Annotated in this window: 17 protein-coding genes; 7 read left to right on the top strand and 10 right to left on the bottom strand. The window is 58.4% G+C overall.

The window, feature by feature from the left end; translation table 11 throughout:
• Nucleotides 1-693 (top strand): HD domain-containing protein, encoded by a 693-nt coding sequence (locus GC165_00760; GenBank protein MBI1331388.1) that lies wholly within the window; start codon nucleotides 1-3, stop codon nucleotides 691-693.
• A 189-nt stretch (nucleotides 694-882) separates the two neighbouring features.
• Here the strand turns inward: GC165_00760 and GC165_00755 are convergent, their stop codons facing one another.
• The 4 genes from GC165_00755 to GC165_00740 all read right to left on the bottom strand — a co-directional run bounded on the left by GC165_00755 (nucleotide 883) and on the right by GC165_00740 (nucleotide 5130).
• The gene (locus tag GC165_00755; protein MBI1331387.1) at nucleotides 883-1995 is read right to left on the bottom strand and encodes an alcohol dehydrogenase catalytic domain-containing protein; all 1113 of its coding nucleotides are present in this window, start codon (nucleotides 1993-1995) and stop codon (nucleotides 883-885) included.
• A complete protein-coding gene (locus GC165_00750; protein ID MBI1331386.1) occupies nucleotides 1980-2771 on the bottom strand; it encodes a helix-turn-helix domain-containing protein in 792 nt (263 codons plus the stop codon). Before GC165_00750 ends, GC165_00755 begins: the two co-directional genes overlap by 16 nt.
• A gap of 42 nt (nucleotides 2772-2813) precedes the next feature.
• A complete protein-coding gene (locus tag GC165_00745; protein ID MBI1331385.1) occupies nucleotides 2814-4253 on the bottom strand; it encodes a hypothetical protein in 1440 nt (479 codons plus the stop codon).
• Between the two features lie 121 nt (nucleotides 4254-4374).
• Nucleotides 4375-5130, bottom strand: a complete 756-nt coding sequence (locus GC165_00740; protein MBI1331384.1) for a matrixin family metalloprotease — start codon at nucleotides 5128-5130, stop codon at nucleotides 4375-4377.
• A gap of 105 nt (nucleotides 5131-5235) precedes the next feature.
• Here GC165_00740 and GC165_00735 point away from each other — a divergent pair, with 105 nt between their 5' ends.
• Entirely contained in the window at nucleotides 5236-5847 is a 612-nt protein-coding gene (locus GC165_00735) for a DNA-3-methyladenine glycosylase (protein ID MBI1331383.1), read from the top strand.
• A gap of 5 nt (nucleotides 5848-5852) precedes the next feature.
• Nucleotides 5853-6887 (top strand): LacI family DNA-binding transcriptional regulator, encoded by a 1035-nt coding sequence (locus GC165_00730; GenBank protein MBI1331382.1) that lies wholly within the window; start codon nucleotides 5853-5855, stop codon nucleotides 6885-6887.
• A 3-nt stretch (nucleotides 6888-6890) separates the two neighbouring features.
• On the opposite strand, the gene GC165_00725 is transcribed toward GC165_00730, so the two are convergent.
• A complete protein-coding gene (locus GC165_00725; GenBank protein ID MBI1331381.1) occupies nucleotides 6891-8096 on the bottom strand; it encodes a hypothetical protein in 1206 nt (401 codons plus the stop codon).
• On the opposite strand from GC165_00725, the gene GC165_00720 reads away from it, so the two are divergent.
• Entirely contained in the window at nucleotides 8069-9250 is a 1182-nt protein-coding gene (locus GC165_00720) for a GNAT family N-acetyltransferase (protein MBI1331380.1), read from the top strand. The two genes, GC165_00725 and GC165_00720, sit on opposite strands and share 28 nt — an antisense overlap.
• A 22-nt stretch (nucleotides 9251-9272) precedes the next feature.
• A complete protein-coding gene (locus tag GC165_00715; protein ID MBI1331379.1) occupies nucleotides 9273-10025 on the top strand; it encodes a glycosyltransferase in 753 nt (250 codons plus the stop codon).
• Nucleotides 10026-10299: 274 nt separating this feature from the next.
• On the opposite strand, the gene ssb is transcribed toward GC165_00715, so the two are convergent.
• The 4 genes from ssb to GC165_00695 all read right to left on the bottom strand — a co-directional run bounded on the left by ssb (nucleotide 10300) and on the right by GC165_00695 (nucleotide 12539).
• Nucleotides 10300-10752: a single-stranded DNA-binding protein gene (gene ssb / locus GC165_00710; GenBank protein ID MBI1331378.1), complete on the bottom strand. Its 453-nt coding sequence runs from the start codon at nucleotides 10750-10752 to the stop codon at nucleotides 10300-10302.
• Between the two features lie 6 nt (nucleotides 10753-10758).
• Entirely contained in the window at nucleotides 10759-11052 is a 294-nt protein-coding gene (locus GC165_00705) for a 30S ribosomal protein S6 (GenBank protein MBI1331377.1), read from the bottom strand.
• Between the two features lie 158 nt (nucleotides 11053-11210).
• Complete coding sequence (locus GC165_00700; GenBank protein MBI1331376.1) at nucleotides 11211-11561, bottom strand: hypothetical protein; 351 nt, start codon at nucleotides 11559-11561, stop codon at nucleotides 11211-11213.
• The gene (locus GC165_00695; GenBank protein ID MBI1331375.1) at nucleotides 11562-12539 is read right to left on the bottom strand and encodes a hypothetical protein; all 978 of its coding nucleotides are present in this window, start codon (nucleotides 12537-12539) and stop codon (nucleotides 11562-11564) included.
• A 239-nt stretch (nucleotides 12540-12778) separates the two neighbouring features.
• Here GC165_00695 and GC165_00690 point away from each other — a divergent pair, with 239 nt between their 5' ends.
• Nucleotides 12779-13627 carry a sigma-70 family RNA polymerase sigma factor gene (locus GC165_00690; GenBank protein ID MBI1331374.1) on the top strand — a complete coding sequence of 283 codons (849 nt, stop codon included), beginning with the start codon at nucleotides 12779-12781 and terminating at the stop codon, nucleotides 13625-13627.
• Between the two features lie 426 nt (nucleotides 13628-14053).
• Here GC165_00690 and GC165_00685 read toward each other — a convergent pair whose 3' ends face one another.
• Nucleotides 14054-14521 carry a hypothetical protein gene (locus tag GC165_00685; GenBank protein ID MBI1331373.1) on the bottom strand — a complete coding sequence of 156 codons (468 nt, stop codon included), beginning with the start codon at nucleotides 14519-14521 and terminating at the stop codon, nucleotides 14054-14056.
• 35 nt (nucleotides 14522-14556) lie between these two features.
• Between GC165_00685 and acpS the strand changes: the two genes are divergently transcribed.
• Entirely contained in the window at nucleotides 14557-14913 is a 357-nt protein-coding gene (gene acpS / locus GC165_00680; protein MBI1331372.1) for a holo-[acyl-carrier-protein] synthase, read from the top strand.
• Nucleotide 14914: the final 1 nt, after the last annotated feature.

Here is a 14914-nt window from a genome sequence, read left to right as displayed (position 1 = left end):
ATGGCTGAACAAGTCAGTATTTCTGGTCCGAAGCTAGTCACGCTGAAGGACGTTAAATCCAATCCCAAGGTCCGCAAGCTGATCGATGGGGCCAACGAAGTCATGAAGGCCATGGGCTACACCGAGCATGGCCACCGCCACGTGGGCGTCGTTTCGTCCATCACGCGCTACATTTTGGAGAACCTGGGCGCGTCGCCCCGCGACGTCGAACTGGGGCAGATCGCCGGCTATCTGCACGACATCGGCAACGTTATCAACCGCATCAACCATCCGATGCACGGCGCGTCGATCTCGTTCGTGATCTTGAACGAAATGGGAATGGACTGCCTTGAAATCGCCCCGATTCTTGGTGCAATTGGCAACCACGAAGAAACCGGCGGCATGCCGATTTCGACGATGAGCGCTGCGCTGATCATCGCCGATAAGAGCGATGTGCATTTCAGCCGCGTCCAAAACCCGATTTTGGAGACATACGACATCCACGACCGCGTGAACGCGGCGGTGCAAAAGAGCCGAGTGGAGATGGATAACGACGCCCGCACAATCCAACTGACTCTGGACATCGATACGTCGCTGGCAACGGTGATGGAGTACTTCGAGATCTTCCTGAACCGAATGATCATGTGCCGAAAGTCGGCTGGGCTGTTCGGGTACGAGTTCAAGCTGAGCGTCAACGGGACGTTGTTGGAGTAGGTTGGCTTCTAGCTTCTAGCTTCTAGCTTCTAGCTTCTAGCTTCTAGCTTCTAAAGAGAGAAAATATGCCCCGCTAGTCGGCTTCCCAGCATAGATTGCAGAAGAAAGTTCGACCGAGCCGACTAACCACGCTATTCGCCGGGGAATCCAGAGACCGAACATGGTCCTAGCTGACCGCTTCACCGAAGGCTAAAACACCACCACCCCGCGCCGTATCCGACCCGCCAGCATGTCCTCAAACGCCGTCTGAATCTCGTCCAGCCCATACCGCCGCGATACCAGACGATCCAACGGCAGACGCCCCTCGCGGTACCACTCAGCGAACCGGGCAAAATCCGCCGGTGGGTTCGCCGAGCCGTAATACGACCCGCGAATCGTCTTCTCTTGCCGCACGATCACCGAGCCCGGCAGGTTCGTCGACGATCCCATCGGCGATAGCCCTGAAAACACAATCGTCCCTCCCGGACGCGCCGCTTCTAAGCACAACTCTTGAACCGACGGACTGCCGATCGCCTCAAAAACATAGTCAGCCCCACGACCCGCAGTCAAGCCCCGGATCTGGCCCACCGCATCCTCGCCCGCCAACACCGTATGCGTCGCCCCGAGGTCACGGGCCGCTTCCAATCGGCTCTCGTATCGGTCGATAGCAATAATCGTCGTCGCACCCACCGCCGCCGCGCCCATCACCGTCGAAAGGCCGACGCCACCGGCCCCAAAAACCGCCACCGACGACCCCGGTTGAACCTGAGCTGTGTTCACCACCGACCCCACGCCCGTCGTCACCGCGCACCCGATTACCGCCGCGATTTCCAGCGGAAACCCCTCCGGCATCGGCACGCAACACATCGCGGGGACCACCACGTATTCGGCAAAACACGCCAGCCCGCAATAGTGGTAGATTGGCCGCCCCTCTTCCGAAAACCGTGTGGTTCCGTCCAGCATCGTGCCCGCCCAAATCGGCTCGACATACGTCTCACACAAGTTCGGCTGCCCCACTGAGCAGTAGAAGCACGACCCGCAGAACGGCGCCCAACTCAGCGCCACCGAGTCGCCCACTGACAGGGTAGAAACCTCCGGACCAAGCTCCACGATCGTCCCTGCGCCCTCGTGGCCAATTCCGGCAGGCAAAGGGTGCTTAGTCTCACCGGTCACCAAATGCCAATCGCTGTGGCAAACACCGCACGCCGCCACCTTGACGAGCACTTCACCGGCGTGGGGCGCGGCCAAATCGACGGTGCGGACCCGGATCGGCCCTCCGACTTCATCCAAAATCGCCGCCCGCACCTTCATCGATCCGAGCATACCGGCGCGAAGAAGGTCCGTAGCTCCGAGGGTCGAATTCCCATCTCGGCCACGCAGACGCGGTGAAAATGCGACGCATCGTAGAACCCCGCCTCCACCGCCGCCTCATTCAACGACCGCTCTCCCGCAAGCCGCAACGCCTCGTCGAGCATGATCTGCCGTCGCCGACGCGAAATCGTGCGGCCGCAAACCCGCGAATACTGCGCCGACAAGTACGCTGGCGCGAGCTCCAAACGCCTGGCTAGGTCGATGAGCGACCGCGACGAATCCTCGCGGAGGAGGTCCTCCACCTTCGCCATCCATCGCGCTTCGGCCGCTTCTGGGCGAGCGTTCGTCGGCGAGGAAATCCACTGCGCCACCACCTCGTCAAGATCGTGAGGGTCCGCTGCTTCCCGCATCGCCAGCGTCACCAGTCGAATGACTTCCCGCTTGGCCGACCAACTGGACGGCCAGCCCTCGACCCACGGACGATTTCGTTCATCATCGCGCAACTCGGACAGCCGAAGTCGCACACCGTACGCGAGGGTTCGCTCGTCGGTGGTGCGCACCGCGGGCTCGCGTGGACAGTAATACAACAACTCGAACGGTCCTTGGCGGCGGTGGCCACGCCGTCCTGCCACTACCTGCAAACCCGAAATCGGAAGCCAAAACTGCCCGTCGGGGCAGGTCGAGCGGTGGTGGACATAGCCCGGATCCATGTCGGCCAAGACGACGTCCACGGTCGAGGCGGTCGACCGGCGCAGAATCTGCCGCTCTTCGAGACTGGTTGGGCCCATGGGGTCTTCCCATGGGATACGAAAGCAAAAACCGATTCGTTTCTAGCCCCGGCCAATCGACTCGACGAAATCGGTCACCGTCTTCCATGGTGTCGGCCCTAGGTGCTCGGCGAACACCGTCTCCACTGCCAGTCCCTCGCGTGCTACCGCGGCCGCTAGTTCCTTGGGATACGAAGCAAAGAAGAATCCCGTCGCCGTCTTTTGCAGCAGGTCGCTTCCGTACAGTAATCGCCGCTCCGGGAAGTAGATCATCATCATGCGTTCGCTCCCTTGACCCGCCACCGGGTACAGCACGAACCGGTTTGGACCCGTCCCAACACTCAGCGACCGACTGACGACGCGAACCTGGGGTTTGGCCGAATGCCGGGCAAACTCGTCGGGAAACGTCCGGTATGAGGCGTCGAGGAGGCGTTGGACGATGGGACGATTCAGGTCGAGAACGACTAGTTCGGCTCCGCGCGAGGCGAACGTGCGAATGCCGCCGAAGTGCGGCCAAGCGTCGTCGGTGGGGACTACCGCTTTCACTTGGCGACCCGGAAAGTCTTTCGCCAACCGATCCCAAAACACCGTCGCAAACGAGGAATCAAGAACCGGCTCGACTACGACCAGCCCGTCCGGCTGGTCGATCACGAACGTGTTGAACGGCCCTTGATACTGCGTGATGCCATCCGCTACCGACACCAGCTTGTACCGATCCATCAGCGCCGCCGTCGCCGTCTGGACTGGTTCCATCGGGGTTGCAACCATCGCCTGCCCCGCACCGAGTGTGAGTTCGCTGGAAACCACGGTTTCATCGTCGATCACGATACCGTTCACGTCGGTCGTGAACTGGTCCGGCGACATGATCCCGAATTGGTGGGCCTCCCACTGGCCCCAGCGCGTAGTCGCCACAGCGTCGCCCCAAACCGACCATGGAAAGGGCATCGGCGAAGTCGTCTCGATCGCCGATGGTGACGCCGTCCCCCGCTTCAGGAACAGCCGAACCGGCGTCTTTCCCCACTGAAATTTCACCACCTGGTGGGGCACACCGTTGAACACCTGATCCTTTTCCAACGCGAGGTCCGGCGCTTGGGCGGCAAGAAAAAGCGCGCGTTCGGGACCGAGCATCAGCCGACGCCGGATGAGCCAAGACTCTAGTGGCGAAGCGCCCTTGGCCGTCGCGGGATCGACGGAAACGGTGCGATGAGTCTCGTCGGGGCCAAAGATCAACCCGGCTGAAGTGATGTCGCACTTCACGGTGAAGGCATCGAAATCCAGCGTTTGCGTCCCCCGCGAATAGACGCACAGAAACGGTCCGGTGGGCCGCTCGGACTGCTCGGCCAGGTAGGCATGGCCCGAAAATCGAACCGTCGCACTCCGAATCGACTCCAGGCGCGACCGTCCACCCAAGACCTGCATCGACCGCTCGACCAAGGCGACCGCCTGCCGATGGTTGTCATCCGAGCCTGACCACATGGCCAGAGCAAAAGCCAAAGACATCATCAACCCGGTGTACCGGGACGTCAGAGCCGAAGTCTTGTACGGATTTTAGGCCGGGCAAAAAATAAGCCCTCCGGGAGGGTGGAGGGCTTGGGTTTGAGAGGGTTAATGGTGACAGAAATTGTTAGTGATGGTCGCACTCGATACTGCCGTCGGCGGCAAAGTGCTCCGCGTGGGAGCCCGTGCTGGCCTTGGCGGCCTGAACCAGGCTCTGACATTCGGCCCGGATGGCTTTGACCGTTTCAACCTCGGCTTCACCCGGGCAAGAGACCGGATGCCGAATGTCGAGCGGACCCATCAGCATGCCGACTTCCTTCACATCGTCCAGCCCAAACATATGGCCGAACTCGTGTCCGCAGGTGTGGCGCATCGTTTTCGCCGTCATGCGGTGGCCGCTTGGATCGGTGGTGCGCAGAAAAACGTCGGCTTTGAAGTGCGGCTTGGGACCGGTGGTCGTTTCTTCGACGGTTCGGCTCCAATTGATATAGCCGCTGACAATCTGATTATTCAGCTTCGTATGCTGGTCAAACTTAATCTTTACATCGGCAGGTTGGCCGTACTCGACTCGCTCGAAAGATACATCTCCGTCCAGCGCCTTCTGCCACATTTCGAACGCGCCCTTCACGGCTTCGTCGCATTGCGGCATCTGATCGACTGGCGTGTCTCCATAATCGACAGACACGGTGATTTTTCCACCCATGAGCATCGCTTCGGCGTAGCTGGCGGCCTCTTCGACCTTGCCCAACTGCGCTTGGATACGAGCATTATCGAGATGCTCGGCAACCGAAGGGTGAATAGCGGCTTTGGCGTGATAACCGGCAAGACTCGTACCCACGATCAGGCCCACCAACGCCAACGCCCCAAATTTACGAAAAACCATACTTTTCCTCTCGGTGCGTTTCTTCCCCCTCTGGATGGCTGCCGACCATGCATCAATACCTGCTCTTGAAGATTCGTTATTTTTACTAGCTAGTAAAATTGACAGGTGGAGGGTCTGAGGGAGGTTTTGCGACGTGACGTCGAGGCTGGCGCACGCGCTCTGTTAGGGTGCATTCTTGTTCGCGGCGACATGGCCGCTCAAATCGTCGAGACCGAGGCTTACACATGGGACGATCCCGGTTGCCACGCCTATCGGAAGGAGCGCATGAAGAACATGGCGATGTACGGACGGGCCGGCACTGCTTACATCTATTTCACTTACGGCAACCATTGGATGCTCAACGTAGTGGCGGATCAGGACGACGTACCTGGTGCGGTGCTTATCCGTGCGGCAAAGCCGTTGAGCGGACTCGAAACGTTTTACTCAAATCGACCTAACATTAGCGTCGAAAAGGACCTGCTGTCGGGACCGGGAAAACTCGCAAAGGCTTTCGGAATTGATAATCAGTATAATTCGATTGATCTGTTAAGTCCTGCAAGCGAAGTGCGGATTCTACAGGCTCAAAGCAAGCCGATCGTTGGCGTTTCGCGACGAATTGGACTCGCTGCCGGCAAGGGTGATGAGGCGATGAGAAGGTACATAGACATAAACTTAATCGGTTGGATTACTCCACATGGACTAAACCGAACTATTTTAGGTGACAAGGGGGCCGAATAAAAAGAATGGCAAGGTTCAATGGAAACATGTTAGGTCAGAATCAGAAACGAAGAAGGGGGCCAGCCCCTCGCAAAACAAGAACAATGAAGGAACGAAGAGTTACCATCAAGGATGTAGCCCAACGTGCCGGTGTTAGTATTGGAGCGGTATCGAGAGTTCTCCACGGAAGAGCCTCGACCATACGAGTTTCAGAAGCGACCTCGGAAGTAATACGAAAAGCGGCAAAAGACCTCAACTATAAGCCTAACAGAAGCGCACAATCGCTGCGAAGTGGGCGTACGCGAGCCCTGACAGTTGCCGCCCCATTCGGCATCCTGTTTTCATCCAACGCATTTTACGCGTCGATCCTCGACGCAATCTTGCGTCATGCAACCGCGAAGGGATACACGATCTGTCTGACCAACGGAGCCCTCGCCGAGACCGTCACTTTCGAAGATTCGAAAGGGAAGTTCGACGGCGTCATCTGGCTTGGCCAGCCGCCGGAGCACCTCAGCGAGAACGACGCTCGCGTCGAGGAACTGCCCCAGGTGGGCATCCACCTCGACGACACGGATCTCCCCGCCAAAGTGGTGAACGTCCGCATTGACGAAGTGCAGGCGATCATCAACTACGTCGGCCACTTGCGCGTTAACGATTTCTCGAAGATCGGCCTGTTCGCCAAGAAGGGCGATAGCAAGGGTTTGATGGACGAACAGAAGCTGAAGGACCTGTGCAAGCGCCTGGCGATCGACTTCTTCTCGTACGAGAGCTTAGACGACGTGGCCACCACCGCCCAAAAGGCCGGTGTCGAAGCGGGAGTCGTTTGGAGCATCGAGGAAGCCGCTGATCTCTCGAAGGTCCTCGGCGGAAGCAAGGGCAAGAAAGGTGGCCTTTCGGCCATCGTTGCCGACACCGATCCGGGTGCCGACAAGAAGGCTCACTTTGTGTTCCCTATCGACGAGATGTGCAAGACGGCAGTCGAGATTCTCATCAGCAAGATCGAGAACCCGCCCGGGCCTACGGCGCCGGTCGGACTCCCGATCCCATTCCCGTCTGCCTAAAGGCTAACCACCGCCTTTCTTTTTCTTCGAAGCCGGTCGCTTGGGCGCCGGCTTCGTTGCTTTGACCGGCACCGGGGCGTTGAGTCGTACCGCATCCAGCGTGGCTCCATCCTTGCCAACCTGGGTCAGCACCGCCGACTTGGCATCGTATACGAACTGCGTGTACGAGGGCCCCGAAACCGCGATCTGCGTGTACGGTTGCCATTGCGTTTTATCCGCGGGAATGCCAGAGGTATAGGCTCCGCCGTCGCCCGCGCCGCTCACAATGTAGATCGGTCCGTTCGGGTCTGGCTTGGCTCGCTCGTAGTCGTGCAAGTGGCCCGTAAAGACGATCTGCACCTTACCCGCCTTCCAAAGCGGGTCGAGCACGCGCATGTGCGTGTCAGCCGGTTCGGCGGTGGACGACGACCAGGGTGAGTGATGGAACGTCACAAATCGCCACGTGTACTTCGCGCCCTTGGTCAGTTCGGCTTTGATCCACGCCTGGGCCTTGCTATCGCTCCAGTCGTTGTAGGTGTTGCTGTCGAGCACGATCCAATAGGCATTGCCATAGGTGAAGCTGTAGTTGCCGAAATACTGCGTCCAAGGGTAGGAAATCTTGGGCAAGTTGAAGAACTTGTAGTAGCAAAGCCCGGCCGGATATTGCTCGTAGTCGCGGTACACGCCTTCGCATTCACCCGCCGCCGCCGCAACCGGCGTACGAGAAAGGGTGTCGCTGTATACGGCGAAGTATTTGGACAGATAGTCGGGCTCTTGCCCGTAAGGCTTGACCACGTCGCCAGTGTTGACGATCAGCATGGGGTCGTAAGTGCCGATCTGCTTGGCCAGAGCCGCCTGATCTGCCGATCCCGTGCCCGAATCGCCAAAGATCGCCACGCGAGCCACCCCGGTGGTCGTCGCCGGAGCATGGCCGGTGTAGGTGACCTTCTGGCCGTCCTCAACCAAGCTGTATTCGAACGTCTGGTTTGGCTTGAGATTGCCGACGACGAACTTCTGGAGTTCCAAGTCATCGGTCTTCAGCGCCATGTTCTCGATCTTCTTGACGTACAGGCCATCCGCCTCGATGGTGATGCGCGGATTCATGTGAGTGATGAACTCGACCACCATGCCCGTAGATGACTCCGTGAGCTGAAGCCACGGGTCGGTGACGAGACCCGGAAGCTTTTCCGGGGTTTGAATCGATGCAAGAAGGAGAACTGCCGAAACCATTTGCCCTAGTATTCCCGATCCGTTCCCGGGCTGGTGGCCGCCTCCGCTCCGATATACTTGAGCCTATGCCCAAAGTCGAAATCCTGAGCGGTGGCAAGGCTTTCGACACGCTCGCCGCGAGTTGGGATCACCTGAGTCGGACGTGCGAGACCGCGACTCCGTTTCAGACTCGCATCTGGATCGAGACGTGGGCGCGAAACTTTGCGTCGCCTTCGCGGCTGACCACCATCGTGGTGCGCGAAGGGGCGGACGTGGTTGGGCTGTTTCCTCTGGTTTCGTCGGTGTCGCCGTGGCGCGCATTGCGCCCGGCCGGAACCGGGCCAAGCGACTACCTGCCTCCGCTCTTGCCGGATGCCTCGCTCGTCGGCGAGATGCAGGACGCGCTGGTCGAGCTTGGCCGAAAGCGCCTCATCGACCTTCACCAGCAACCCAGCGATCACTTCTTTACCGCCGCATTGCCGTATGAGACCATCGACCAGGCTCGATGTCTAGTGTTGGACCTGCCCCCTACTTATGAGGAATACGTGGCGAGTCTGAGCAAGAGCCTGCGCTACGATGTGCGCCGCCTTGGTGGAAAGGCGCTGACCGAGAAGGGCGCGGTGGTCGAATGGATTTCACCGGAGACCGTAGACGAGTTCGCTGATCAGTTTTTCAATCTTCATCGTTTACGCTGGAAGTCGCGCGGACTGCCAGGAGCGTTCTTCGGTCGAGGAGAGCGCTTTCAGCGCGAGTGGATGCACGCCGCTGTTCCCGCCGGCCTCGTGATGATGAACCGCCTGGTGGCGGATGGAAAGCCTGCGGGGTGCGTTTACGCCATGCGGGCGGGCCAAACGTGTTACTTCTACCAAGCGGGCATGGACCCAGATGCATCGTCCCTGTCGCCGGGCACGATTTTGGTGGCAAAAATGATCGAGTGGGCGATCCAAGAGGGTTGCACGACGTTCGACTTTATGCGGGGAGACGAGCCGTACAAGCGCCGCTGGAAACCAAACCGAGAAAGAACGAACTTCCGCATCCTTCTTCCGCCCAGTGGCGTACTAGGAAATGCGGGAAAATGGTGGAACGCGTCGGCCTGGCAGGTAGAGTTGAAGGTACGGCAACGCTTCGAGGGTAAGTCCTTGCGTCCTTCGAAGGCTCCAAAACCCACTCCATAATGTTAAACTTTACAATCCACCCATGAAGCAGATTGCCGTCATCATTCCTGCTTTCAATGAATCCGAGCGCATTACCGAAGTACTGCGCGCGGTGAAGGGTGCGTCGCACATCTCCGAGATTATCGTTGTCAACGACGCGAGTGAGGATAATACGTCCGCCGTGGCACGAAAGGTCCCGGGCATCAAAGTCATCGATCTCGTGAAAAACGTCGGCAAGGGCGGCGCGATGGCGACCGGTGTCGCGGCGACCTCAGCACAGATCGTGGCGTTTGTGGACGCCGACCTCGTGGGACTTCGGGCCGAGCACGTGGACCAGATCATCCGTCCGCTCCTGCGCGACGAGTGCGACATGTGCTTTGGCGTATTTCGGGGCGGCAAGATCCGAAGCAACGCGGCGATGGCGGTGACGCCTTGGCTGAGCGGCCAGCGGGCGATGAAACGCGAGCTGTTTGAGGCGATTCCTTATATCGGCGAGTTGCGGTTCGGTGTCGAGGTGGCTATTACCAACACGGCACGTAAGAAGAAGTCGCGCGTGAAGCGCGTGGTCCTGCGTGGCGTCAGCAACTGCTTTAAGGAAGAGAAATACGGCCTGGTGAAGGGCCTACAGGCGCGGTCGAAGATGTATCGCGAGATTCGCGAAGCGATGGTGCGCAGCCGCAAGAAGGATCGCACCCAACGGCTTCGTCGGCTGACGAAGCGCGATCCGGCGGAGACGTTGCGGGAGCTTCGGAATAAGGTGAAGCGACGCGACGACGGCAATCACGATCGGCGGTAAATCTCAGTGCGAGTGCAAGGCGCGTCGGTCCAGCTCTAACTGCGGCGTTGGATTCCTTATTCGCGCTCGAAAAGTTGGCAAGAAACGGGGGCCGCACTCCCCCACACAGTCCATAAGGCCGTTTGCCGGTGATGGCCCTCCGCTCCTCGAAACTAACTATACAAGTCGGCAAGCGAAGCGAGCCGGTGGGGAGGAGGGAAAGAGAAAACCGGGCTGGACTCCTTGGAGCCCAATGGTGGGCAAGAGGCCCACCTTCCCAGACAGCGAAAGAGGCTTATTCATCCGCGAACGGATCGTATTCGTCTTCGCTGGGAGCGGTTGTGACCGGACGAGCGGCGCGCTGGCCGCCGCCGCTATTGCCGCCGCCACCTTCGTAGTTTCCGCCGCCACCGCCATCACCGTCGCGGGGACGATCGAGTCCGTTGACGTTATCGGCGACGACCTCGACGGTCTCGCGGTTGTTGCCGTTCTGGTCGGTCCACTTGCGGGTTTCCAGTCGGCCGTCGACCGCCACTAGACGGCCTTTGGTGATATAGCTGTTGACGTAGTCGGCGGTTTGGCCCCACGCTTTGATGCGGAAGAAGTCCGCGTCGGGGGAGCCATCCTGAGGCTTGATGCGCTTTTGAACCGCGATGCTGAATTCGACGACGTTACGGCCACTGTTGGTGGTCCGCAACTCGGGGTCGCGGGTCAATCGACCGATCAGGACAACGCGGTTCACGCTCATGGTTTCTTAGGCCTCTTCTTTGACAATCGTGTGCCGGATGACGTCGTCGCTGATGCGAAGAAGTCGGCTGAGTTCGGCAGGGACGTCGCCCGGGGCCGAGAAGTTCATGATGATGTAGTTGCCTTCTTTAAGACCGTTGAGTTCGTAGGCGAGCTTTCGCTTCTCCCACTTTTCGGCCTTGGCGACTTCGCCGCCGTGGTCCTCGACCACTTTCTTGTAGCGGTCAGCGATCTTTTGAACTTCAGTATCCTTCAGCTCAGGACGAACAATATAAAGTGCTTCGTAGCTTCGATTTGCCATGTTTCTCCCTTTGGTCTGTCAGCTCCGACCGCAGTCGGAACAGAGAGTTGAATGAATATGATACCACGTGGCGGAAGGGGGCAAAATCGGCGGAATGGCTCGATTTGGCACGGGCAACCCCACCCAAACCAATACTTTCGTCGACTAATCCAAGAAAATTACTTACGATAGATTTCTTTGTCCATCTCTCGAAGTTCTAAAGTAATGCCTGCTTCTTCGCTCTCGCGGGAGCGGTTGAAACAGTCTTGTAATTCGGCAAACATTCCGTCGGCGATGGCCCTTTTGAGGTCGGGCGAGCGGCCGGTGAGGATCGCCACTTCGCAATGAATGAATCCGCTGGGACCACCTTCGCCAATCAGCCAGGTGTTGCGCAAGACATGATACGCCTTGATCGAATACGGGCCGATGGTATCGAACTCGGCGAGTTTGTCGACGAGGCGTTGGAGGATGTCGACGGCGTCCTGATTCTCCACCACGTCGCTGGTCGTTTCAAGTCGAATATGTGGCATTTACGTGGATTCTAACCCCTCTTCGCTATCCTTTCCGAAAAATGACCAGAAATAGATCCATACGACTAACGAAAAGCACGCAAAGATGAACTTTGCTTCCTGGGGGATGTGGGGGCTGAAGCTGAAGAACCCTTCGATCGGGGCGGCGATGAAGCAGAGAAAAACGCCGGTGACGATCATGGTGACGCCATCCTTAGCCGAGCGTCGGAGCGATTCGGCGCGGGAGTAGACGCCGGGAACGAGGATCGCCCATCCGAAGCGAAGTCCGGCGGCTCCGGCGAACATGACGCCGCTGAGTTCGGGCACGCCGTGGGGGGCGATGGAACTGATGAGGAACGGCAGTTTGTGGACCGAGTACATCTCGCTCGCGAGCGCACCGAGGATCGCGCCATTCTGGAACAGCATCATGATGGACAGAAGGCCCATTGTGCCCGCGCCGACGGCTCCCGCGATGATGGAGACGCGCGGGTTATTGCCGGCATAGAAGAAGGTCATCATGCCGCTTTCGCCCAGGCTTCGCTGGTCGTGGGTGCCTTTCTTCCATTGGTCGAAAACGTCGTCCATGCCGCCGGTGAAGTAGCTGAGGAACGAATGGTCGCGATGGACGAGGAAGAAGGCGAAGAACGAAGAACCGAAGAAGATGGAGAACGAGGCCCAGAAGAACCACTTGTTGCGGCGGAAGGTTCGGGCCGTGTTGTTCAGCATGTCCGAAATCGCCTTTCTGAGCGGCTTGGTGGGCGACTTGTAGAGGATGCCGTGGGCGCGGGAGACCACATTGTTGAGGTACATCGCGAGCGGCTCGTTGGCGCTTCGGGTGCGGATCAGCGAGAGATCGGTGGAGGCTCGCTTGTAGAGGCGAACGAATTCGAGGATTTCGTAGTTGCTGAGAGAGCCAACGCGCAGGTCCGACTTGGCGCACAGCTCTTCGAGCCGTTTCCAGTCGGCAATGCGGCGGTTGACCAGCGACTCCTCGTTCATCTCCCTTTGAATTATAGAAGCGTCGAGCGGAACATTTGTTGTGAATCCTGCGGGGAGCTTTATACGAAAGATGTGGAAAAGCCCACCTAGGGAAGTGCGATTTAGCGAAACCTTCTACTAGAAAGAGTCGTCAAGAGAAACAAAGTAGCATTTATTGGGGCGTGGCACAGAACTTGCGGGGTTAGCTATGCGTCAATAAGATCATCTCTTAGCGGGCCAATCTCACTGAAGAGCGAACTATGTCAGCACAGCGGCAAATGAATGTTGAAAACGAAGAGAGCGTACCAAGCTATCTCGGCCGTCTGACCCAAGAGCCCCTGCTTAGCCAAGAGGCAGAGCTGGAGCTCACCAGAGCGGCAAAACTTGGTGATATCAAAGCACGGAAACGACTCATTGAGTCGAACATGCGCTTGGTGATCAATATCGCCAAGGGCTATAAGTGCCGCAACATCCCCCTTGAGGATTTGATTCAGGAGGGCGCGATCGGCCTGATGCAGGCCACTGAGCGCTTCGATCCCGACAAGGGCTTCCGATTTTCTACCTACGCCACCCACTGGATTCGCCAGGCTATCGGCCGTGCGATCGACAATAAGGGCAAGGCGATTCGGCTTCCCGCCCACGTTTCTCAATCGATCCGTCGCATTGAGAAAGAGAAGGAACGCTATATTCAGGAAACCGGCCTTGAGCCGACGCTGGACCAACTCGCCCATGTGATGGGTATGTCCGAGCGCAAATTGGTGGCGGTTATCGCCTCGGCCCAGGACATGCTTTCGCTGGACAACCCGGTCGGCGACGGCATGGGGACCACGTTGGGCGGCCTCATCAAGGATGAAGGCGATGGCGATCCGGAGAGCCAAGCTCTGAAGGATGCGGTTGTGAACGAGCTTCAGCGCATCTTGAAGGAACTCAACGAGCGTGAGCAGAAGGTGATGTCGCTTCGGTTCCGCATGAACGGCGAAGGTCTGCAAACCGACGAGATCGCGAATGAGCTTCAGATTTCGAAGGAGCGGGTTCGGCAAATCGAGGTTCAGGCGATTCGAAAACTGCGGGTTTTGGCTCACAAAAAGCGTTTGAAAGACGTTTTGTGAGGATTTTCTTTAGCTGAGCTTTTAGCCCCCCCAGGGAGCAGCGTGGTCAGTCGGCTTGGTCGAAGACTTTTCGTAACTTGATTCAGCGAAGCATGCTTCGCTCCATTTCCTTCGCAAGCTCGGCGGGTTCAGCGACAGTTCGAAAGCTCAAGCAGGCTTGAGCACTCCCAAAGAGGCGGGCCTCCTTTGAGGCGAGAACAACCGCTTAGAGTAAAGATCACCCACCCCGTCTCCGATTCTCGGAGCTACCCCTCCTTCGTCGGACAAGCAGACGTCTTTACCTGTGCCACGACTTTGCTTTGGTGAGCGATCCCGATTCGCTTCGCTTATTCCCCTACGGCGGGAACTACGTGACGCTCACCGCTCCCAGTGGGCTGATCACCTACGATCGCTTTTGGTGGGCTAGAAGCCCACCCTCCCAGGAGGCTATTCGCCGCGGGATTGGCGCATTAGGTTTTGGAAAAATTCGGGAGAGAGGCGGAGAAACCAGATGAAAAAGACGACGAGGAACAGATTCAAAATCATCGAGGTCAGGCCGGATATTCGGCCCTTTCGGTACGCCATGAGTCCAAGCACGATTCCGCCGATGCCGAAAGAAATATGCACCCCGATCGGCATGCAGCACAGCACCAGCGAAGCAGCCAGGCATGCCCACGAGCCGGCCAATTCGTACTTGGCGGTGCTGAGGACCTGCGGCGTGTACGCCTTGAACGACTGATTGTCGGCCCAGGCGAGGCCAGGAACCGTCGAGGCGGCCACGCGCATCTGCGAACTCTCCGGCTGGAGCAGGGTGGTGGGGACGACGCGCCCCTCGGCGATGTACTGATTGATCGTATCCAGCTCGACTGGACCATAAACCTGCCCATCCGCGGCATGGATGAAGTAGCGCGCCACCCCAATATCATACTTTTCTAGCGCATAATCTCTGCATGGTCGTTGGCGTGGGAATTGATATCGTGGAGGTCGAGCGTATTCGCAAGGCCCTGCAGCGAAAGCAGTTCTCCCGTCGAATCCTTACCGAGCGCGAAGAAGCCTATTGCGACACGCCCGCCAAGGTCGCGGGGCGATGGGCGGCCAAAGAGGCGATCATCAAGGCGGTCGGGATTCCGCTGATGATGAAGCATATTCAGGTCGTCAACAACCAGCTTGGCCAGCCGATCGTGACCATCACCGACCCAAATTTCGATGGCAAGCGGCTGAAGATCTTCGTCTCGATCACTCATGAAAAGACGCATGCGGCAGCCGTCGCCGTGGTCGAGCGAAGCGTTCTGCAAGTGCCGATGTAGC

Source organism: Armatimonadota bacterium, from assembly GCA_016125185.1.
Classification (GTDB): domain Bacteria; phylum Armatimonadota; class Fimbriimonadia; order Fimbriimonadales; family Fimbriimonadaceae; genus Fimbriimonas.
The sequence above is the reverse complement of the archived record's forward strand: the minus strand, read 5'-3'. Positions and strand labels throughout refer to the sequence as shown.